At 72.8% G+C, this 19,042-nt stretch carries 11 protein-coding genes and 18 pseudogenes; 25 read left to right on the plus strand and 4 right to left on the minus strand.

The window, feature by feature from the left end:
* Positions 1 to 43: 43 nt before the first annotated feature.
* Both FF86_RS42075 and FF86_RS06790 read right to left on the minus strand, forming a co-directional pair.
* Positions 44 to 120, minus strand: a pseudogene (locus FF86_RS42075) (ferredoxin); the annotation flags it as partial.
* A gap of 1 nt (position 121) precedes the next feature.
* Positions 122 to 367 (minus strand): annotated as a pseudogene (locus FF86_RS06790) (ferredoxin); the annotation flags it as partial.
* A gap of 215 nt (positions 368 to 582) precedes the next feature.
* Here FF86_RS06790 and arc point away from each other — a divergent pair.
* From arc to prcA, 10 genes and pseudogenes are all read left to right on the plus strand, one after another.
* Positions 583 to 2,170: pseudogene (gene arc, locus FF86_RS06795) on the plus strand (proteasome ATPase); the annotation flags it as partial.
* Position 2,171: 1 nt separating this feature from the next.
* Positions 2,172 to 2,292, plus strand: a pseudogene (locus FF86_RS61965) (hypothetical protein); the annotation flags it as partial.
* Positions 2,293 to 2,698: 406 nt separating this feature from the next.
* On the plus strand, positions 2,699 to 2,891 hold a 193-nt coding region (locus FF86_RS42080), incomplete at its 3' end, for a proteasome accessory factor PafA2 family protein (RefSeq protein WP_396229798.1).
* A 1-nt stretch (position 2,892) separates the two neighbouring features.
* Positions 2,893 to 4,216, plus strand: a pseudogene (dop, locus tag FF86_RS06800) (depupylase/deamidase Dop); the annotation flags it as partial.
* A 244-nt stretch (positions 4,217 to 4,460) separates the two neighbouring features.
* On the plus strand, positions 4,461 to 4,583 hold a 123-nt coding region (locus FF86_RS42085; protein WP_242418337.1), incomplete at its 3' end, for a ubiquitin-like protein Pup.
* 1 nt (position 4,584) lies between these two features.
* Positions 4,585 to 4,679 (plus strand): annotated as a pseudogene (locus FF86_RS42090) (ubiquitin-like protein Pup); the annotation flags it as partial.
* A 578-nt stretch (positions 4,680 to 5,257) separates the two neighbouring features.
* Positions 5,258 to 5,409 (plus strand): annotated as a pseudogene (locus tag FF86_RS42095) (proteasome subunit beta); the annotation flags it as partial.
* 1 nt (position 5,410) lies between these two features.
* Positions 5,411 to 6,082, plus strand: a pseudogene (prcB, locus tag FF86_RS06810) (proteasome subunit beta); the annotation flags it as partial.
* A gap of 1 nt (position 6,083) precedes the next feature.
* Positions 6,084 to 6,219, plus strand: a pseudogene (locus FF86_RS42100) (proteasome subunit alpha); the annotation flags it as partial.
* Between the two features lies 1 nt (position 6,220).
* Positions 6,221 to 6,809: pseudogene (prcA, locus tag FF86_RS06815) on the plus strand (proteasome subunit alpha); the annotation flags it as partial.
* A gap of 143 nt (positions 6,810 to 6,952) precedes the next feature.
* On the opposite strand, the gene FF86_RS06820 reads toward prcA, so the two are convergent.
* Both FF86_RS06820 and FF86_RS42105 read right to left on the minus strand, forming a co-directional pair.
* Positions 6,953 to 7,516 (minus strand): dienelactone hydrolase family protein (locus tag FF86_RS06820; RefSeq protein WP_242418306.1); only part of this gene is annotated, 564 nt, incomplete at its 5' end.
* 1 nt (position 7,517) lies between these two features.
* Positions 7,518 to 7,738, minus strand: a pseudogene (locus FF86_RS42105) (dienelactone hydrolase family protein); the annotation flags it as partial.
* 2,584 nt (positions 7,739 to 10,322) lie between these two features.
* Here FF86_RS42105 and FF86_RS42110 point away from each other — a divergent pair.
* The 15 genes and pseudogenes from FF86_RS42110 to FF86_RS42155 form a co-directional block, all read left to right on the plus strand.
* Positions 10,323 to 10,758, plus strand: a 436-nt coding sequence (locus tag FF86_RS42110; protein ID WP_255355722.1) for a proteasome accessory factor PafA2 family protein, incomplete at its 3' end; no start/stop codon positions are given.
* Position 10,759: 1 nt separating this feature from the next.
* Positions 10,760 to 10,929 (plus strand): annotated as a pseudogene (locus FF86_RS42115) (proteasome accessory factor PafA2 family protein); the annotation flags it as partial.
* A gap of 1 nt (position 10,930) precedes the next feature.
* A pseudogene (locus FF86_RS42120) lies at positions 10,931 to 11,555 on the plus strand (proteasome accessory factor PafA2 family protein); the annotation flags it as partial.
* Position 11,556: 1 nt separating this feature from the next.
* A pseudogene (locus FF86_RS42125) lies at positions 11,557 to 11,681 on the plus strand (hypothetical protein); the annotation flags it as partial.
* A gap of 13 nt (positions 11,682 to 11,694) precedes the next feature.
* Positions 11,695 to 12,360 carry an FKBP-type peptidyl-prolyl cis-trans isomerase gene (locus FF86_RS06835; RefSeq protein ID WP_095212048.1) on the plus strand — a complete coding sequence of 222 codons (666 nt, stop codon included), beginning with the start codon at positions 11,695 to 11,697 and terminating at the stop codon, positions 12,358 to 12,360.
* A gap of 273 nt (positions 12,361 to 12,633) precedes the next feature.
* Positions 12,634 to 13,731 (plus strand): YafY family protein, encoded by a 1,098-nt coding sequence (locus FF86_RS06840; RefSeq protein ID WP_236706107.1) that lies wholly within the window; start codon positions 12,634 to 12,636, stop codon positions 13,729 to 13,731.
* Between the two features lie 3 nt (positions 13,732 to 13,734).
* Positions 13,735 to 14,727 carry a YafY family protein gene (locus FF86_RS06845; RefSeq protein WP_044885209.1) on the plus strand — a complete coding sequence of 331 codons (993 nt, stop codon included), beginning with the start codon at positions 13,735 to 13,737 and terminating at the stop codon, positions 14,725 to 14,727.
* Positions 14,728 to 14,737: 10 nt separating this feature from the next.
* Entirely contained in the window at positions 14,738 to 14,953 is a 216-nt protein-coding gene (locus FF86_RS06850) for a hypothetical protein (protein ID WP_044885257.1), read from the plus strand.
* A 359-nt stretch (positions 14,954 to 15,312) separates the two neighbouring features.
* Positions 15,313 to 15,585: a Sec-independent protein translocase subunit TatA gene (tatA, locus tag FF86_RS06855; protein ID WP_044885210.1), complete on the plus strand. Its 273-nt coding sequence runs from the start codon at positions 15,313 to 15,315 to the stop codon at positions 15,583 to 15,585.
* Between the two features lie 160 nt (positions 15,586 to 15,745).
* Positions 15,746 to 15,960: twin-arginine translocase subunit TatC (locus FF86_RS42130; protein WP_242418307.1), on the plus strand; the 215-nt coding region annotated here is incomplete at its 3' end.
* A gap of 1 nt (position 15,961) precedes the next feature.
* Positions 15,962 to 16,115: pseudogene (locus FF86_RS42135) on the plus strand (twin-arginine translocase subunit TatC); the annotation flags it as partial.
* Between the two features lies 1 nt (position 16,116).
* Positions 16,117 to 16,750, plus strand: a pseudogene (locus FF86_RS42140) (twin-arginine translocase subunit TatC); the annotation flags it as partial.
* Positions 16,751 to 16,830: 80 nt separating this feature from the next.
* A partial coding sequence (locus FF86_RS42145) for a DEAD/DEAH box helicase (RefSeq protein WP_242418308.1) occupies positions 16,831 to 17,201 on the plus strand: 371 nt, incomplete at its 3' end.
* 1 nt (position 17,202) lies between these two features.
* Positions 17,203 to 18,494: pseudogene (locus tag FF86_RS42150) on the plus strand (DEAD/DEAH box helicase); the annotation flags it as partial.
* A 1-nt stretch (position 18,495) separates the two neighbouring features.
* A pseudogene (locus tag FF86_RS42155) lies at positions 18,496 to 19,042 on the plus strand (RNA helicase); the annotation flags it as partial.

The raw sequence follows: 19,042 nt of genomic DNA on the forward strand, positions 1-19,042 counted from the left end.
GAGAGGTCTCGCGGCGATGGAGGGGCTCGGCGTGATGGAGGCGTCAGCCGAGGGGGCCGCCGGCCTCCAGGGTGCCGTCCGGGCGTTCCACGTAGATGCACGTTCCCGGGCACTCGTCGGNCGCGTCGACGACCGCGTCCACGACGGGGAGGGGTACCGGCACGTACGCCCCGTCGGTCGTCTGGAGCTCGCCGGCGTCGTCCTTGACGTAGGCCAGCCCGTCGACGTCGAACTCGAAGATGCTGGGGGCGAGCTGGACGCACAGACCGTCGCCGGTGCAGGCGTTCTGGTCGACCCGCACGCGCAGGCCCGCCGAAACGCCCGGCTTCGCTGGAGTTGCCACAGGGCTCCGATCTTCTGTCACCATGGCACCGTAACCCGCTGTTTACGGCAAAGCCCGGTCGTCCTTGCGCGACCGGCCTGCCAGCGGCGGTCACAACGGTAGTGTGGGTGCGTCCCGGTCAGCACGGGGGNGGNGGAGGCGCAGTGTCCGGTCCCCGTTCGGGCTCTGGCTCCGGTGGGAGCACGGGTCGTCCAGGTGATGCCGAATCACGGCGGTCGGCGTACGAGAAGGAAGCACANGAGCTCACGACGCAGGTCGCCTTCCTGGAAGAGGAAGTGGCCATGCTGCGGCGTAGGTTGTCCGAATCGCCCAGGCAGGTCAGGGTGCTGGAGGAACGCCTCGCGGAGATACAGGCCGAGCTGTCGTCCGCCACGGGACAGAACGACAGACTCGTCGCCACTCTCCGGGAGGCGCGCGACCAGATCGTCACCCTGAAGGAGGAGGTCGACAGACTCGCGCAGCCGCCAAGCGGCTACGGGATCTTCGTCTTCCGGTATGACGACGGCACCGTCGACGTGTTCACTCAGGGCAGAAAGCTCCGGGTGACCGTGTCGCCGAGTGTCGACGTCGGCTCGCTCTCGCCCGGCCAGGAGGTCATGCTCAACGAGGCCCTCAACGTGGTCGAGGCGCGCTCGTTCGAGCGGCAGGGTGAGATTGTCCTGCTCAAGGAAGTCCTCGAAAGCGGTGACCGAGCACTGGTGATCGGTCACACCGACGAGGAGCGGGTGGTCATGCTGGCCCAACCGCTGCTCGACGGTCCGATCCGCGCGGGGGACTCGTTGTTGATCGAGCCCCGCTCCGGGTACGCCTTCGAGCGGGTCCCGAAGTCCGAGGTCGAGGAGCTTGTCCTCGAAGAGGTCCCGGACATCGGGTACGAGCAGATCGGCGGGTTGAAGAGTCAGATCGAGTCGATCCGCGACTCGGTGGAGCTGCCGTTCCTGTACAAGGAGCTCTACCGGGAGCATCAGCTCAAGCCGCCGAAGGGTGTGCTGCTCTACGGCCCACCCGGCTGCGGCAAGACGCTGATCGCGAAGGCGGTCGCCAACTCGTTGGCCAAGAAGGTCGAGGCGATCACCGGCCAGGGCAACGGCCGGGCCTTCTTCCTCAACATCAAGGGCCCCGAGCTGCTCAACAAGTTCGTCGGCGAGACCGAGCGGCAGATCCGGCTGGTGTTCCAGCGGGCGCGCGAGAAGGCGTCCGAGGGAATGCCGGTGATCGTGTTCTTCGACGAGATGGACTCGATCTTCCGGACCCGCGGCTCGGGTGTGTCCTCGGACGTGGAGAACACGATCGTTCCGCAGCTGCTCAGCGAGATCGACGGCGTCGAGCAGCTCGAGAACGTCATCGTGATCGGCGCGTCCAACCGCGAGGACATGATCGACCCGGCGATCCTGCGGCCGGGGCGGCTCGACGTCAAGATCAAGGTGGAGCGGCCCGACGCCGAAGCGGCCCGCGACATCTTCGCCAAGTACGTCGTGCCCAGCCTGCCGCTCTACCCGGAGGACCTCGCCGAGTTCGACGGCAATCGGGAGGCCACGGTCGCGGCGATGATCCAGCGCGTCGTCGAGCGGATGTACGCGGAGAGCGAGGAGAACCGTTTCCTCGAGGTGACCTACGCCAACGGCGACAAGGAGGTCCTGTACTTCAAGGACTTCAACTCGGGCGCGATGATCGAGAACATCGTCGCCCGCGCCAAGAAGATGGCGGTCAAGGCGCACATCGAGGGCGGCCTCAAGGGTCTGCGCATGCAGTACCTGCTCGCCGCGTGCCTGGACGAGTTCAAGGAGAACGAGGACCTGCCGAACACGACCAACCCGGACGACTGGGNCCGGATCTCCGGCAAGAAGGGCGAACGGATCGTCTACATCCGCACGCTCGTCACCGGAACGAAGGGCACCGAGGCCGGACGCTCCATCGACACCATCGCGAACACCGGCCAGTACCTGTAACGACCGGCGGAACACTCACCGCAGTTCCGTCGCGGTCGCGCTAGGTACGGCGACCGCGGCGGGGCGGCCTGCTCCGTACCGCGGCGCCCGGGACCGAGAAGGTTCCGGGCGCCGCGGCATGCGTGCGCCGAAAACCCGCCCAGTCCGCGGGGCCTGCGCCCGCCACGAGGGCTCTCACCGAGGCGCGCCGCCACCGGCATGGGCGACACCCGCGTGCCGGTCGCGCCGCGATCCGGGCCCGGCCCCGGGTGCCCCCGATCGGGGATCCCCGGGCCTCGGGAGGGTCCGGCTCGGGGGCTCGCCGCACCGATCCGCGTCGGGCGGAACGGGTCCGTGCGGACCGCCCAGAACAAACAAGGCGGACGTCCGGCCAACCGACCGCCCGCGCAGCACNTACGCTTGCAGAGTGAGCGCGCGCCGGATCATGGGAATCGAGACCGAGTACGGGGTGTCGGTGCCCGGTCAGCCGAACACCAACCAGATGTTGGCCTCGTCGTTGGTGGTGAACTCCTATGCCAACAGAACGTCGTCCTCGGGCAGCCGTGCCCGGTGGGACTTCGAGGAGGAGTCGCCGCTGCGGGACGCGCGAGGCTTCGAGCNCCCCCGGGAGCCGGCGGTCGACCCGAGCGCGCCGGCCAACGAGGACGACCTGGGCCTCGCCAACGTCATCCTGACCAACGGGGCGCGGCTCTACGTCGACCATGCCCATCCGGAGTTCTCCTCGCCCGAGGTCACCAACCCGCGTGACGTCGTGCTGTGGGACAAGGCCGGTGAACGGGTGATGGCGGAGGCGGCCCGCCGCGCCCTGACGGTGCCCGGCTCCAAGCCCGTGAACCTGTACAAGAACAACACCGACAACAAGGGCGTCTCCTACGGCTGCCACGAGAACTACCTCATGGCCCGGTCGACCCCGTTCGGGGAGATCGTCCGCAACCTCACCCCGTTCTTCGTCTCCCGCCAGGTCGTCTGCGGAGCCGGTCGGGTCGGCCTCGGCGTCGACAGCCGTGAGGCCGGCTTCCAGATCAGCCAGCGGGCGGACTTCTTCGAGGTCGAGGTGGGCCTCGAGACGACGCTGAAGCGTCCGATCATCAACACCCGCGACGAGCCGCACGCCGACCCGGAGAAGTACCGCCGGCTGCACGTCATCATCGGCGACGCGAACATGAGCGAGGTCGCCACCTACCTGAAGGTGGGGACGACGGCGCTGGTTCTCGCCATGATCGAGGACGGCTGGTTCAGTGTCGACCTGTCCGTGGACGGCCCGGTGGCCGCGCTGCGGGCGATCTCGCACGACCCCTCGCTCAAGCATCTCGTGACGCTGCGCGATGGTCGGAAGATGACCGGCGTGCAGTTGCAGATGGAGTACTTCGAGCAGGCCCGCAAGTACGTGGAGAACCGGTTCGGCTCGGACGTGGACCCGCAGACCGCCGACATCCTCTCCCGCTGGGAGTCGGTCCTCGGCCGCCTCGAGGTCGACCCGATGAGCTGCTCCCGGGAACTCGACTGGGTCGCCAAGCTGTCGATCCTGGAGGGGTACCGCTCGCGCGACGCCCTGGCCTGGGACTCGCCCCGCCTGGAGCTCGTCGACCTGCAGTACCACGACGTGCGGCCGGACAAGGGCCTGTACAACCGCCTCGTCGAGCGCGGCCGGTTCGATCTGGTCGTCAGCGAGGACGAGGTCACCAGGGCGATGACCGAGCCGCCGGAGGACACCCGGGCGTTCTTCCGCGGCCGCTGCCTCGCCCGCTACCCGCAGCAGGTCGCCGCGGCGTCGTGGGACTCGGTCATCTTCGACATCGGCCGGGATTCCCTGCAGCGGGTGCCGACCCTGGAGCCGTTGCGGGGGACCAGGGCGCACGTGGGCGAGCTGCTCGACCGCTGCGCCACCGCCGCGGACCTCGTCGACGCGCTGGCCGGCCGCTGAGCCCGACCGGCGGCGCTGGCCGCTCGCCGGGCCGCCTGGCGGCGCTGCCCGGTCGGTGAGCCGAGCGGCCCGTCCTGGCCCACCGTCGGGCCGAGTTGCTCCCCGGCTGACCTGCGCGCGTTGCGCCCTGGGCGGACGTCGCGACGAGACGGTCAGTTCGTGATGGAGTGGACCTCTCACCGATCCGTCTGATGGTGTCGGTGGGGCGGGATAGTGTCGCGCCAGGCGATCGAAGGAGGGCTTCATGGCCACCAGGGACAGCGGCGGCGGGCAGCAGCACACCAACCGGCAGGCCGACGAGGTCGAGGAGGTCGCGGCCGAGGGCAACGAGGCCAGCGACCTCAAGGAGCGGCACGAGAAGCTCTCCNAGGACGTCGACTCGCTCCTCGACGAGATCGACGACGTCCTCGAGGAGAACGCCGAGGAGTTCGTGAAGGGCTACGTCCAGAAGGGCGGCGAGTGACCGCGCAACCCCGGCGTCGGCGGGGCTGAGCCCGCGCCACGCACCGGCTCCGGGCGCGCTCGGGGCACCGAAGGTGCCTCCCGATCGTGGCGGTCGCCCTGTGTCGCCTGACCGCCGTCGGCCGGGTCGCCCACCCGCGCTCCGCGTGTCGCCCGTCGGTTCCGCCGGCAGGTGAGGCAGGGTCGTGGATGGTCCGCCGGGCCCGGGAACCGCGTTTTCGCCCGTCTACGCGCCGCGCCGCTGCGGTTCGCGGGGTGCGGATCGTCGCTGGTCGCGTCGGCGGCCGTCCGGGCGTGCCCGGACGGCCCTGATCCGGCCCGCGGCGCGGCGCCGGGTGCGGTCGGGTGCTGCGGGCGGGTCGGCCGGGGGCTGGCGGAGGCCCTGCGGACGGTTCGTGGGGCCGGTTCGGGGCCGGGGCCCCCCGCGGGCGGATCGCCGTCGATCGCCCGGCCGGTCGCCCTGGCCGACCGCACCAGGAGGCGATGGCCCTATGTTGTGCTCATGCGCACGTCGCCCGCGGTTCCCGGAGACGATCGGGACGCCGCGGACCGTGTGACCGTCTATCGGAAGGGGGATGCGTGGCTGATCCAATGGGTGGCGCCGGGCGCCTACCGGCTGTGTTCATGACACCGGGAACGTCGTCGTTCACCGATTTCCTGTCGCAGTCGGCGCCGCACCTGCTGCCGGGGGCCCGGGGTGGCCTGCCGGGGCCGGTCACCGAGGTGGCGCANGGCACGACGATCGTGGCGGTGACGTTCCCCGGTGGTGTGATCATGGCCGGTGACCGGCGGGCGACGCAGGGGCACATGATCGCCCAGCGGGACGTCGAGAAGGTGCACCACGCCGACGACTTCTCCTGCGTGGGCTACGCGGGCACGGCCGGGGTCGGCGCCGAGCTGATCCGGCTGTTCCAGGTGGAGCTGGAGCACTACGAGAAGATCGAGGGCGCGACCCTGAGCCTGGACGCCAAGGCCAACCGGCTGGCGGCCATGGTCAAGGGGAACCTCCCGATGGCCCTGCAGGGCCTCGCCGTGGTCCCCCTGTTTGCCGGCTACGACCCGGACCTGGACAAGGGCCGGATCTTCTCCTACGACATCGCCGCGGCGAAGTCCGAGGAGCGGACGTACGAGTCGATCGGTTCCGGCTCGGTGTTCGCGAAGGGCTCGCTGAAGAAGCGCTTCCGTCCCGACCTGACCCAGGACGACGCGGCGCGGATCGCCGTCGAGGCCCTCTACGACGCCGCGGACGACGACTCGGCGACCGGCGGGCCGGACACGATCCGCAAGCTGTATCCGATCGTCGCGTCGGTGACGTCCGACGGGTACCGGCGCTACGGCGACGACGAGGTAGAACCCGTGGTGACCGCCATCATCGCGGACCGTTCCACGAGCGCGGGAGGCTGACGTGACCATGCCGTTCGGATACGCGAGCCCCGAACAGCAGGTCCGCGACAAGTCCGAGTACGCGCGCAAGGGCATCGCGCGCGGGCGCAGCGTCGTCGTCATCACCTACGCGGACGGGATCCTGTTCGTCGCCGAGANCCCCTCGGCGACCCTCCACAAGATCAGTGAGATCTACGACCGCATCGCGTTCGCCGCTGTGGGCAAGTACAACGAGTTCGAGAACCTGCGCACGGCCGGCATCCGCCTGATGGACTCCCGCGGCTACATGTACGACCGGCGCGACGTGACCAGCCGCGCCCTCGCCAACGCCTATGCGCAGACCCTCGGTGCGATTTTCACCGAGAGCGTGAAGCCCTACGAGGTCGAGATCGTGGTGGCCGAGGTCGGCCCCACCACCGACGACGACCAGATCTACAAGCTGACGTTCGACGGGTCGATCGCCGACGAGCGGGGGTTCGTCGCGATCGGCGGCGCCTCCGACCAGGTCACGACCTCGTTGAAGGAGCATCACCGGGACGGCCAGCCCCTCGCCGACGCCCTGCGGGTCGCGGTGCAGGCGCTGACCGTCAGCGTCCCGCCGGGGCTGCCGCAGAACGGCGAGCGGGTGCTCACCGCGGCCAACCTGGAGGTCGGGATGCTCGACCGGACCCGCGCCCGGCGGCAGTTCAAGCGGATCGCCGGCACGGCCCTCGCCGAGCTGCTCGCCCAGACCGCCACCTCCTCCTGACCGACCGCGCTCCTGACCGGCCGCGTCGGCCGGTCCGATCGGTGCCGCTGCGGCGACCGTCGGACCGGCCGAACGGCGGGTCGGCGTAGTGCTCAGTGCAGGTGGTGTCTCAGTGCGGGTGGTGTCTCAGCGCGGATGACGTCTCAGCGCGGGCGAACATGCTCGTCGAGGAAGGCGAGCGCGCGAGACCAGGCGTCCGCCGCGGCAACCGGGCGGTACACCGCCTCCCGGTCGTCGCTGTGGAAGGCGTGTCCCGCGCCCGGGTAGCTGACGAGTTCCGTCGGCGCGCCGCTGCGGGAGGCCGCGGCCCGCAGCGCGGCGATCTCGTCGGTGCTGATCAGATCGTCCTCCTCGCCGTAGAGACCGAGCCACGGCACGCGCAGCGTCGGGGCCGCCTCCACCAGCGGCGGCACACCCGGCCAGTACGGCGTGCTCACCCCGCCGCCGTAGAACGACACCGCCGCTGCCAGCGGGTGGCGGGTGGCGGTGTGCAGCGCAACGGTGCCGCCCATGCAGAACCCGACGATGGCGCTCTGCCCGGCGTCGAAGCCGGAGTCGGCGAGATGGGTGAGCGCCGCGTCGACGTCGGCGTCGATGCCCGTCCCCGTCAGCGCCTCCATCGCTGGGATCGCCCCCGGCCAGCCGCCGGCCGGGTCGACCTCGTCGCGTCCGTCCCGGTGGTACAGGTGCGGCGCCACAGTCAGCCANCCGGCCCCGGCCAACCGGTCGCACACGGACACCAGGTAGGGCGTGATGCCGCGGGCGTCCTGCACGACGACCACGCCACCCCGGGGCGGATCGTCCGCCGCGGGGGCCACGATCGTCAGCGGGACCGAACCCCGCCGGGCGACCTCCGCCCGCAGGTGGCTCTTCAGGGTGCCGTTGCGGTGGGCCTGGCTGGACGTCGCGTCGTTCGTTCCGGTTGTCATGGCGGCCATCCTTCCCCGTCGCAGGCTTCGTGACCGCATGGCCTGCGTCGGACCTGCCACCGTCGCGGCAGGGGGCGCGCGGGCGCATCGCGTCGATCCCCACGCGGTGGCCCACCTGAGCGCCCCCGTGCTTCCCCGCCGGGGGCCGCCGGACGGCGGCGGGAACCGCCGGGTGACGACGGGTCCGTCGCGAAACGCCGTGCCGCGACACGCCGCCGGACGGGCCGCGACACCGTGAAGGCGTCACGCTACTCCCCGTAGCGTCCCGGCGGGCTCCGCCGGACAGAGGGGAGGATGCGGTGAGCAGACCGCTGCCGAACAGGACGGCGAGTGTGCGCGCGACGGCGGACTCGCGGGGTACGGCGGGCGCGGCGCGGGCCGGCGTGACCGGGACAGCGGTCCCGTGGTGACCGGCGGCAGGCACCAGGAGGGCGACCACGGCCCCCTGCCTGGGCAACGTCACCAACCCGGCCCGCAGTCGGACGGCGTCCTCGAGCCGAACACCGAGCCGGACGTCCATCGCGAGCCTGTCGGCCCTGGTGGTGCCGACGGCCCTGGTGGTTCGGGCGGTCTGCACGGTTCAGGCGGTCTGCACGGTTCGGGCGGTCTGCGCGGTTCGGGCGGCGAGCGGGGTCCGGCCGGCATGCGCGATCCGGCCGGGGTCGATCCCGCCGTCGGCTGGCACGCCCATCCCGGTTACCCGCCGCACGACCACGGGCCGGGCGACACCGGCCCGCCGGACCATCGACCGGCGTACGGCCACCGCCATGCCGCCGACGGCAGCGTGCTCCCGACCTCGGACGGCAGCGTCCCTGCCGGCGACACCCTGCCGGGCGCGACCGCGACCGCTGGCGCTGGCTCGGCCGGTGCGCCTGGTTCGACAGGGGTGCCCGGACCGGCCGGCATCCCTGCTGCGGGGGAGGCGATCGCCGGTGCGGGCGAGGTGCCCGCCGGTCTCGTCCCCGGCGTCCATCGTGACGCGGTGGCGGGCCGGTGGAGGCCGGGCGCCCCGGCGCAGCAGCGTCCCGGCCGTGACCCGCTCGGCCTGCGCGCTGTGCGGCGGGCCGGTGCCATCACGGTCGGGATGGCCGTGCTGATGGGGATTCTCGTCTGGCTCTACGGGACGTCGGTGACCAGCCTGCGGCCACGGGACCTGCCGATCCTCACCGTGGGTCCGGCGCCCGCGGCGACCGCGCTCGCCGACCAGATCAGCCGGGTCGAACCCGGCGCGCTGACCGTGCACACCGTGCCGACCGTCGCCGCGGCCGACCAGGCTCTGCGCGACCGCGACGCCTACGCCGCGATCGTCATCGGCAACGACGGACTGACGCTGCGGGTCGCCTCGGCGGCCAGTCCCGCGGTAACCGAGGCGATCACCCGGGGCATCCGGGTGTTCATGCCCGGTCTGGAGATCCCGGTCGTCGACGTGGTCGCGAACGCGTCCCGGGATCTGGCCGGCGGGGGACTGGCCGCCGGATACCTGCCGCTCGTGCTCGTCATCGCCGCCGCGGGAGTGCTGCTGACCCGGCTGGTCCGCTCCCGCGCGGTCCGGCTGGCCGGCATCGCGGTACTCGCGGTGCTCTCCGGGTTCGCCGGGACGGTGGCGCTGCAGGGCGCGCTGGACGTCCTGCCGGGTTCCTTCCTGACGACGATGGCGGTGCTGACCCTGCTGGCCCTGGCGGTCGCGGGGCCGATCGTGGGGGTCGGCGCGGTGGCCGGGACGCCGGNCCTGGTCGGCGCCGTCCTGGTGACGGTCGCGGGCGCCGCGCTGTCGGCGGTGCAGTCCGCGCCGGAGATGCTGCCCCGCCCGTGGGGGGACATCGGCCAGTTCGCGCCGCCCGGAGCGGGGGCGACCCTGCTGCGCTCCACCAGCTACTTCGAGGGCGCGGCTGGTGGCCGACCGGTGGTCGTGCTGGCCGTCTGGCTGGTCGTCGGCCTCTGGCTGGCCTTCGTGGGGGAGCGCGGCGCCGCCCCGTCGTTGTACCCGGGTGCCCGGGGGACCCCCCGGTCGGGCCAGGGGGCCCAACGACAGGGGGCCGGCATCGCCCCGGCCGGCACACCTACGACGGGCACGGTGCCGGCGGGCGGGGCCACGATCCCGGCAGGCGCAGGCGCAGGCGCAGGCGCCACGGCCGGTTCGGGCTCGGGCGCGGCGGGCCCGGGGGTGGCGGGCCCGGGGGTGGCGGCGGCGGTGCCCGCACGAGCCGGCGCGACCACAGCGGACGAGGCGTGGGCGCTCCAGGAAGCGGCCGACGGCCCTGCGCTCCCCGGCGGCCCTGCGCTGCCCGGTGGGGCGGTGGTGGACCAGGCACCGGCGGCGCGCGCGGGAAGCACGCCCGGTGGCCCACCGGCTGCGGTCGCGGCGCCCCTGCCGACGTGGCGCTCGCCGCTGGAGCGCACAGTGCCGATCGAACCGTCGGGCGGAGGCGTCCGGCTGGTGCCCCCGACCCGCCCTGGCGACCCGCCACCAGGGCGTGGGGGAGGTCCCGCGGGGGGTGCGACGGCGGGCGGATCGGAATCCCGGTGACCTCGAGCCCGAGCGTCTGGCCACGCCAGGGTGGCATCCGAGCATAGGGTCACAGACGTGGATCGCCGCATCTTCGGACTGGAGAACGAGTACGGCGTCACCTGCGTGTTCCGGGGGCAGCGGCGGCTGTCCCCGGACGAGGTGGCGCGGTACCTGTTCCGTCGTGTCGTGTCATGGGGACGCAGCAGCAACGTGTTCCTCAAGAACGGCGCCCGCCTCTACCTCGACGTCGGGAGCCATCCGGAGTACGCCACTCCGGAATGCGACTCCGTCCCCGACCTCGTCACCCATGACAAGGCCGGCGAGCGGATCCTGGAGGGTCTGCTCGTCGAGGCCGAACGGCGGCTGCGGGAGGAGGGCATCGCCGGCGACATCCATCTGTTCAAGAACAACACCGACTCCGCCGGCAACAGCTACGGCTGCCACGAGAACTACCTCGTCGGCCGGCACGGCGAGTTCTCCAAGCTCGCCGACGTGCTGGTGCCGTTCCTGGNCAGCCGGCAGATCCTCTGCGGGGCCGGCAAGGTGTTGCAGACCCCGCGCGGCGCGGTCTACTGCATCTCCCAGCGCGCCGAGCACATCTGGGAGTCGGTGTCGTCGGCGACCACCCGGTCCCGCCCGATCATCAACACCCGGGACGAGCCGCACGCGGACGCCGAGCGTTNCCGCCGCCTGCACGTCATCGTCGGCGACTCGAACATGAGCGAGACGACGATGCTGCTCAAGCTCGGCTCCACCGATCTGGTGCTGCGCATGATCGAGGCCGGCGTCATGCTGCGCGACATGACGCTGGAGAACCCGATCCGGGCGATCCGCGAGGTCAGCCACGACATGACCTGCCAGCGGAAGATCAAACTGGCGAACGGCCGCGAGGTCAGCGCGCTGGACATCCAGCGGGAGTACTACTCGAAGGCCGTCGAGTTCGTCGAGCGCCGGGGCGGCGACGAGGTCGCCAAGCGGGTGCTCGACCTGTGGGGCCGCACGCTGCTCGCGATCGAGACCGACGACCTCGAGCTCGTCGCCCGGGAGATCGACTGGGTGACGAAGTACGTGCTCATCGAGCGGTTCCGGCACAAGCACGGCCTGTCGCTGGCCTCGCCGCGGGTCGCCGAGCTCGACCTGAAGTACCACGACATCCACCGCGATCGCGGGCTGTACTACCGAATGGAGCGGGCGGGGCTCGTCGAGCGGGTGACCCGCGACCTCGACGTGTTCGAGGCCAAGTCGCGGCCGCCACAGACCACCCGCGCCCGGCTGCGCGGCGAGTTCATCAAGCGGGCCCAGGAGAAGNGGCGCGACTTCACGGTCGACTGGGTCCACCTCAAGCTCAACGATCAGGCGCAGCGTACGGTCCTGTGCAAGGACCCGTTCCGCTCCGTCGACGACCGGGTCGACAAGCTCATCGCCAGCATGTGAGGACCCGCTCCCTGTGATGTCCGCTCCGCGGCGTGCCCGCGCCGCCCTGACTGCCCTGACCGCCCTGCGCGTGGTCGCCCCGCTCACGCGAGCCGCGAGCCGTCGCCGCCTGCTCGCCGGCGTGGTGCTGCCCGCAGTGCTGGTCGTCCCGGTCCTTGCGGGCTGCTCCGCCTCGGACGCCCCCGACGGCACGGGCGCCGCGCCGGCGCCGACCGTGACCGCCGGGCCCCGCCTGCCCGCGGTGCAGAACGCCACCGACCTGACCCGTAAGCCGCTGTCCGCGGCGGGGTCGGGCACCCCGCCGACCACGCTGGTCACCGACGACCTCGTCACCGGCCACGGGACGCGCGCCTCGGCCGCCAGCACCGTCGTCGTCCAGTACTCCGGCGTGCTGTGGCGCAACGGCAAGGAGTTCGACACCACCTGGGGCAGCGGGCAGACCGCCACCTTCCCGCTGGACAGCACGATCGCCGGCTTCGGGCGCGGCATCGACGGGATGCGCGTCGGCGGCCGCCGGCAGATCGTCATCCCGCCCGACCTCGGCTACGGGCCGGCGGGCGGCCAGCCGCCGACCATCCTCGCCGACGACACCCTGGTCTTCGTGGTCGACCTGCTCGCCGTCCAGGGCGGCGGCGGTGCCGGCGGTGCCGGCGCGGGCGGGGCGACCGTCCAGCCCTAGCCGAGATCGTCCGAACCCGAGCGGGGCCGGCTGCGGTGCGTTGTGTCCGGTCTGAGCCCTGGGATCGTGCACAACGCACCGCAACGCCTGGCCACGCGCCCGGATCGATCCCGGCCCGTCCCGACCNTCGCTCGGATCCGGGCGTCCGTCCTCCGGCGGTGGGACAACGGGTCGTGGTGGGGGCGGTGCCGGCCCGGCGTTGCAGGTCGACTACCGTGTGACGATGTGTCCCGGCGACGGGTGGAGCGCCTGCTGAACCTGACGATGTGCCTGATGGCGACATCGCGCTTTCTCACCGTGTCCCAGCTCGGTGAGCTGGTGGAGGGCTACGAGCCCGGCGTCACCGGGGAGGAGCAGGAGGCCTTCCGGCGGATGTTCGAGCGCGACAAGGCCTACCTGCGCGAGATCGGCATCCCGTTGGAGACCGGGGCGGACTCGGCGTTCAGCGACGAGGTCGGCTACCGGATCCGCCGCGGCGACTACGCCCTGCCCGACATCGCCCTGGCGCCGGACGAGGCCGCCGCGCTGGCGCTGGCCGGGTCGCTGTGGTCGACGACGGCGCTGGCCGGGCCGGCGGCGAGCGCCCTGCGCAAGCTGGCCGCCGGCAGCGCCGCGGTCGGCGACGGCGGCCTCGACCCCCTTACCGGCCTCGACACTCTCGCCGGCCTCGACACTCTGGACGGCTTCGAGCCGCGGGTCGACGCGACGGATCCCGCGTTCGAACCGTGCCTCGCCGCGGTGCAGGCCGGCCGGGCGATCCGCTTTCCCTACCGCAAGGTCGGCGAGACCGACGTCGCCGAGCGGCACGTCGAGCCGTGGGGCGTGCTGTCCTGGCGGGGCCGCTGGTACCTGGCGGGCCACGACGTCACCCGCGGCGCCCCGCGGGTGTTCCGGCTGTCCCGGTTCGCCGGGCCCGTGCGGCCGGTCGGACCCGGCGGGGCCGTGCGCGTCCCGCCGGACGTCGACCTGCACGCCATGGTCTCCACCCAGGCCCCGCCGGACCGGGTGCGCACCGCGACGCTCGCCGTGCGCCGCGGCACCGGCCACGCGCTGCGCCGCGGCGCCCGCCCCGTCCACGCCGCCTGCCCGCCGACCGAGCTGCCGCCGGACCTGCTCACCGGCCCGCCGGCCGAGGTGGGATGTCGGCCGGCCGAGGCGGGGCGGCGGCCGGTCGTGCCGGCGGACATGGACCTGGTGGAGCGGGAGTTCGCCGACACCGAGCGCTTTGCCCGCTGGATCGTCGGGTCGGGGCCGGACGTGATCGTGCTGGGGCCGCCGGAGCTGCGCGCCGCCGTGGTCGCCCGGCTGCGGGCGGCGGCCGCGGGCACCGCCGGCGCGCGCGAGGCCGCCGCGGTTCCCGGCGGGCGATGAGCGATGAGCGCCGCGACCGACCGGTTGAGCCGGCTGCTCGCCCTCGTCCCCTGGCTGCGGGCGCATCCCGGCATCCCGCTGCCGGCCGCCGCGGAGGCCTTCGGCATCACGCCGCGGCAGCTACGCGATGACCTGGACCTGCTGTTCGTGTGCGGACTGCCCGGCGGGGCGCCGGGCGACCTCATCGACCTGAGCTACTCCGGCGACCGGATCACCGTCGCCGATCCGCAGACGCTTGACCGGCCGTTGCGCCTGTCCGTGGACGAGGCCACGGCGTTGGTCGTCGCCGCCCGCGCGCTCGCCGATGTGCCGGGGCTCGCCGGCCGGGAGGCCCTCGATCGGGCGCTGGAGAAGTTGGAGAAGGCGGTCGGTGCGGCGGGCAGCGTCGCCGGCCAGGTGCGCGTCAGCCTCGACACCCACGCCGAGGTGCTCGCCGCGGTGCAGCGGGCGGTACGGCAACGTCGCCGGGTGCACCTGCGCTACCTCGTATGGTCCCGCGACGAGTTGACCGAGCGTGACGTGGACCCGATGCGGGTGCTGGTCCGGGAGGGCCACTGGTACCTGGAGGGCTGGTGCCACCGGGCGGAGGCGGTGCGGTTGTTCCGGCTGGACCGCATCGACGGGCCGGGCGGGGTCGAGGTGCTCGACGTTCCGGCCGCCCCGCCGCCGGGCGCGGTGTCCCGCGACACCAGCGAGGGGATCTACCGTCCCGGCCCGGCCGACGTCCGGGTCGTCCTCGAACTCGCCTCGCCGGCCCGCTGGGTCGCCGACTACTACCCGGTCACGGGGGTGCGGGAGCTGCCCGGCGGTCGCCTGGAGGTCACCCTCCACGCGCGGGAGACGTCCTGGCTGCACCGGCTCGTGCTCGGCCTCGGCGCCGACGTGCGGGTCGTCGAACCGCCGGGGCTCGCCGCCCAGGTGCACGCCCTGGCGCGTCGGGCGCTGGCCGCCTACGGGCTCGACGCCCCCGCCGGCGGCGCCGGCGGCGAACGGTAGGGTGACCGGCATGCTCTGGACGCTCGTCTACCTCGTGCTCATCCTCGGCGGGCTCGTCCTGCTCGCCCTGTGCGCCTGGCGGGTGTGGCAGAAGGTGCGCGGCGTGCGCCGGGCTCTCGGCGAGCTGTCGACGCGGGTGTCCGGTCTTGCCGCCGACACCGCGGAGCTCTCCGCCCGGCTGAACCATGCCGAGGTCACGGCCCGGCTCGCCGAGCGCACCTCCTGATCGGCCCGACCGGGCCGGATGCGGGGCGCGAGCGGGCAGCTCGGGTGTGGTCCCATCGTGATCCATCGTGATCCGCGAGGAGCGATCGGGGGATTCGGTTTCGTAACGNAGGGTCACATTGTGGTCGACGCGGCGCGCTTTCGTGATGACTGTGGGAAACATCGGGCGGTGGTGGTGTGGATTCTCGCGTGCGAAGCGTTCCGGAACAGCTACAATTCGTCCGGCAGACCCGCTTCGTTGCGCAGCCGTCATCTCCGAGATACCCGTATGCCTTCTATCGCCTCCTAGGCTGGCGGACGTAGCATCGATCGCACCGGTCGTGGGACCGGGCCGGTACCGCTCATCGGAGGACGCAGACCATGCCAAACCTGGGCACCACCGAGATCATCATCATCGCCCTCGTCGTGCTGGTGCTGTTCGGATCGAAGAAGCTCCCCGACGCGGCGCGTTCCTTCGGCCGCTCGCTGCGCATCTTCAAGGCCGAAACCAAGGGCCTGCGCGACGACGAGCACCCGGCCCCGGCCGCTCAGCCGGCCCCGCTGCCGATCGAGGCCCCGGCTGCGGCCCCCGCCCAGGCGGCCCAGTCCAGCGCGTCCGTGAACGGCTCCGCCCCGGCGGCGGACCGGCGCTGACCCCACGTCCCGGCCGGGCGCCGCAGCGTCCGGCCGGTGGATGCCGGTCGCCGTCGGCGGTCCCTCGCGGCCTCGACCTGACCCCTCGACCCCCTGACGCTGCCTGACCCTCGAGGCTGCCTGACCCTCGACCCTGCCCCCTTGACCAGGAGACGCCGACGTGCCAGGGATCCCCACGCCGCGCAGGCTCTTCGCCTCGGTGCACCAGCGGCGGACCCGCACGGTCGAGGACAGCCGGATGCCCCTCACGGAACACCTTCGTGAGTTGCGGAACCGGATCGCGATCGCGCTCCTGGGGTTCGCGATCGCCGCGGTCGTGTGCTTCATCTTCGAACCGCACATCTTCAACTGGCTCAAGGCGCCCTACTGCGACCTNCCGGCCAGTAAGCGTTTCAGCCCCGACGGCGCGGCGTCGACCAACTGCACGCTGTACTTCTTCGGCATCCTCGACGCGTTCACCATCCGGCTGAAGATCTCGATGATCGCCGCGGCGGTGGTGTCCTCCCCGGTGTGGCTCTACCAGCTCTGGTNGTTCATCACCCCTGGTCTGCACCGGCACGAGCGGCGCTGGTCGCTCACGTTCGTCGGGATCTCGCTGATCCTGTTCGCCACCGGCGCCGTCTTCGCCTACCTGACCCTGTCCACGGGGCTGAGCCTGCTGCTCGGGTTCGGCGGCAACGGCCTGGTCAGCGTCCTCGACGGCAACAGGTACCTCAGCTATGTCCAGGCGATGCTGTTGATCTTCGGGCTGTCGTTCGAGATTCCGCTGCTCGTCACCATGCTGAACCTGGCCGGTGTCGTCACCACCGCCCGGCTGCGGTCCTGGCGGCGCGCCGAGATCTTCCTCGTGTTCGTCTTCGCCGCCGTCGTCACGCCCAGCCAGGATCCGTTCACCATGCTGGCGCTGGGTCTGCCGATGGTGATCCTCTACGAGGTCGCGCTGATCGTCGGCTGGATCAACGATCGGCGCAAGGCCCGCCGCGGCGACGACTCCCCGTACGCCGACCTCGGCGACGACGAGACCTCGCCGCTGGACTACGACGACGCCCCGCCCCGCGCGCCCGGCGCCGCCCGGCCGGCCGAGGCGACCCCGGCGTCGCCGGTCGGCGCGGGGACCGGCTCCGCGGCCCCCGGCGGCGATCCGTCGCACCTCGACATCACCTGACCTCGACATCACCTGACGTGCCCCGCTCCCACCTGCCGTGGCGGTCGGTGCGGGGGCGCNGCGTCCCGTAGGGTGGCACTGTGTCCTCCACGCCTGAGGCTCTCGTGGAGTTCGCTGCCAGCCTCCCCTTCGGGTTCGACCCGTTCCAGCTCGAGGCGCTCTCGGCGCTGGCGGCCGGTGAAGGGGTCCTGGTCGCGGCGCCCACGGGAGCGGGCAAGACGGTCGTCGGCGAGTTCGCCGCCCACCTCGCCCTGAGCACGGGAACGCGCTGCTTCTACACGACGCCGATCAAGGCGTTGTCCAACCAGAAGTACACCGATCTTGTCGCCCGTTACGGCGCCGACAAGGTCGGCCTGCTGACCGGCGACACCTCTCGCAACGGCTCCGCGCCGGTCGTCGTCATGACGACCGAGGTGCTGCGCAACATGCTCTACGCCGGCCCGGTCGGCGGNGGCGGCCTCGACACCCTCGCCTACGTGGTCATGGACGAGGTGCACTACCTCGCCGACCGCCAGCGGGGCGCCGTCTGGGAGGAGGTCATCATCCACCTGCCGGCGCACGTCCGGCTGGTGTCGCTGTCGGCGACGGTGAGCAACGCCGAGGAGTTCGGCGAGTGGCTCGTCACCGTCCGCGGGCACACCCGCGTCATCGTCAGCGACCACCGGCCCGTGCCGCTGTGGCAGCACGTCCTCGCCGACCGCACCCTGCACGACCTGTTCCTCGAGGACGGTTCCGGCGCGCCGGCGCCGTCCGCCGGGGCGGCACTCGCCCGGGCGGTGTCCGAGGAGGAGCTCGCCCGGCCCGGCTGGGGGGCCCCGCCCGCCGCCGGGTCCGCCCGCACGGTCCCGCCCGCCGCCGGGTCTGCCCGCACGGTCCCGCCCGCTTCCGGGTCCGTCCCCGCGGTTCCGGCCGGCGCGGGCGGGCGGTCCGGGGACCGGGGCCGCGGTGGGGAACGCGGCCGGCGCCGCGACGGGCGGGGGCGCGCTGCCGACGGCACTCGGGCCCCGTCGCAGACGGTGCCCGCGGCACGCGTCGGCGGCGACGGCCCGGCCCGCGGCGCGACGGCCAAGGTGGGCGGCCGGGTGGTCAACCCGGACCTGGTCCGGCTCGCCCGGGAGGAGAACCGGGCGATGCCCGGCGGCTACGGCCGGGGCCGCGGCGGCCCCGGCGGCCCCGGCGGCCCGCGTCGGCGGATGTGGGTGCCGGGCCGGCCGGAGGTCGTCGAACGCCTCGACCGGGACGGCCTGCTGCCCGCGATCGTGTTCGTGTTCAGCCGGGCCGGCTGCGACGACGCGGTCACCTCCTGCGTGCGTTCCGGGCTGCGCCTGGTCGGGCCGGCCGAGCAGCAGCGCATCCGGACGATCGTCCGCGAGCGCACCGTCGGGATCCCCGACTCCGATCTCGGCGTCCTCGGCTACTGGGCCTGGCTGGAGGGCCTGGAGCGGGGCATCGCCTCCCACCACGCCGGGATGCTGCCCACGTTCAAGGAGATCGTCGAGGAGCTGTTCGTCCAGGGGCTGGTCCGGGTCGTGTTCGCCACCGAGACCCTGGCGCTCGGCATCAACATGCCGGCGCGCACCGTCGTCCTGGAACGGCTGACGAAGTTCAACGGCGAGAGCCGCGTCGACATCACCCCGGGGGAGTACACGCAGCTCACCGGCCGCGCCGGTCGCCGCGGCATCGACGTCGAGGGCCACGCCGTCGTGCTGTGGCAGCCGGGGCTGGACCCGCTGGCGCTGGCCGGNCTCGCGTCCACCCGCACCTATCCGCTGCGCTCGTCGTTCCGCCCCTCCTACAACATGGCGGTCAACCTCGTCGGCCGGCTCGGCGCCGATCGGGCCCGCACCGTCCTCGAATCGTCGTTCGCGCAGTTCCAGGCCGACCGGGACGTGGTGGGTCTGGCGCGGGTGGTGGCGCGCAACACCGAGGCGATCGACGAGATGCGCGCGCAGGTGAGCTGTGACCGCGGGGACGCCGCCGAGTACGACCGGATCCGCCGCGACATCCGCGAGCGGGAGGCGGCGCTGTCCCGGGAGGGTTCGGCGCGCCGACGCGCCGAGTCGGCGGCGGCGCTGGGTCGGCTGCGCACCGGTGACATCGTGCGGGTGCCCGCCGGGCGGCGCAGCGGGCTCGCCGTCGTCCTCGACGCCGATGCGGGCGCGGTCGGCGCCGAGGGGCCCCGGCCCGTCGTGCTGACCGCGGACAAGCAGGTGCGGCGGCTGTCGCTGGTCGACTTCCCGGTCGCGGTGGAGCCGCTCGGACGGGTCCGGGTGCCGCGGTCGTTCAACCCGC

The organism is Frankia sp. CpI1-P, assembly GCF_001421075.1.
GTDB lineage: Bacteria > Actinomycetota > Actinomycetes > Frankiales > Frankiaceae > Frankia > Frankia torreyi.

Coding starts and splice junctions, on each gene's coding strand:
- tatA (WP_044885210.1), top strand. CDS start 15,313: ATGCCAAACCTGGGCACCACCGAGATCATCATCATCGCCCTCGTCGTG.
- FF86_RS06845 (WP_044885209.1), top strand. CDS start 13,735: ATGAGCGCCGCGACCGACCGGTTGAGCCGGCTGCTCGCCCTCGTCCCC.
- FF86_RS06850 (WP_044885257.1), top strand. CDS start 14,738: ATGCTCTGGACGCTCGTCTACCTCGTGCTCATCCTCGGCGGGCTCGTC.
- FF86_RS06840 (WP_236706107.1), top strand. CDS start 12,634: ATGGCGACATCGCGCTTTCTCACCGTGTCCCAGCTCGGTGAGCTGGTG.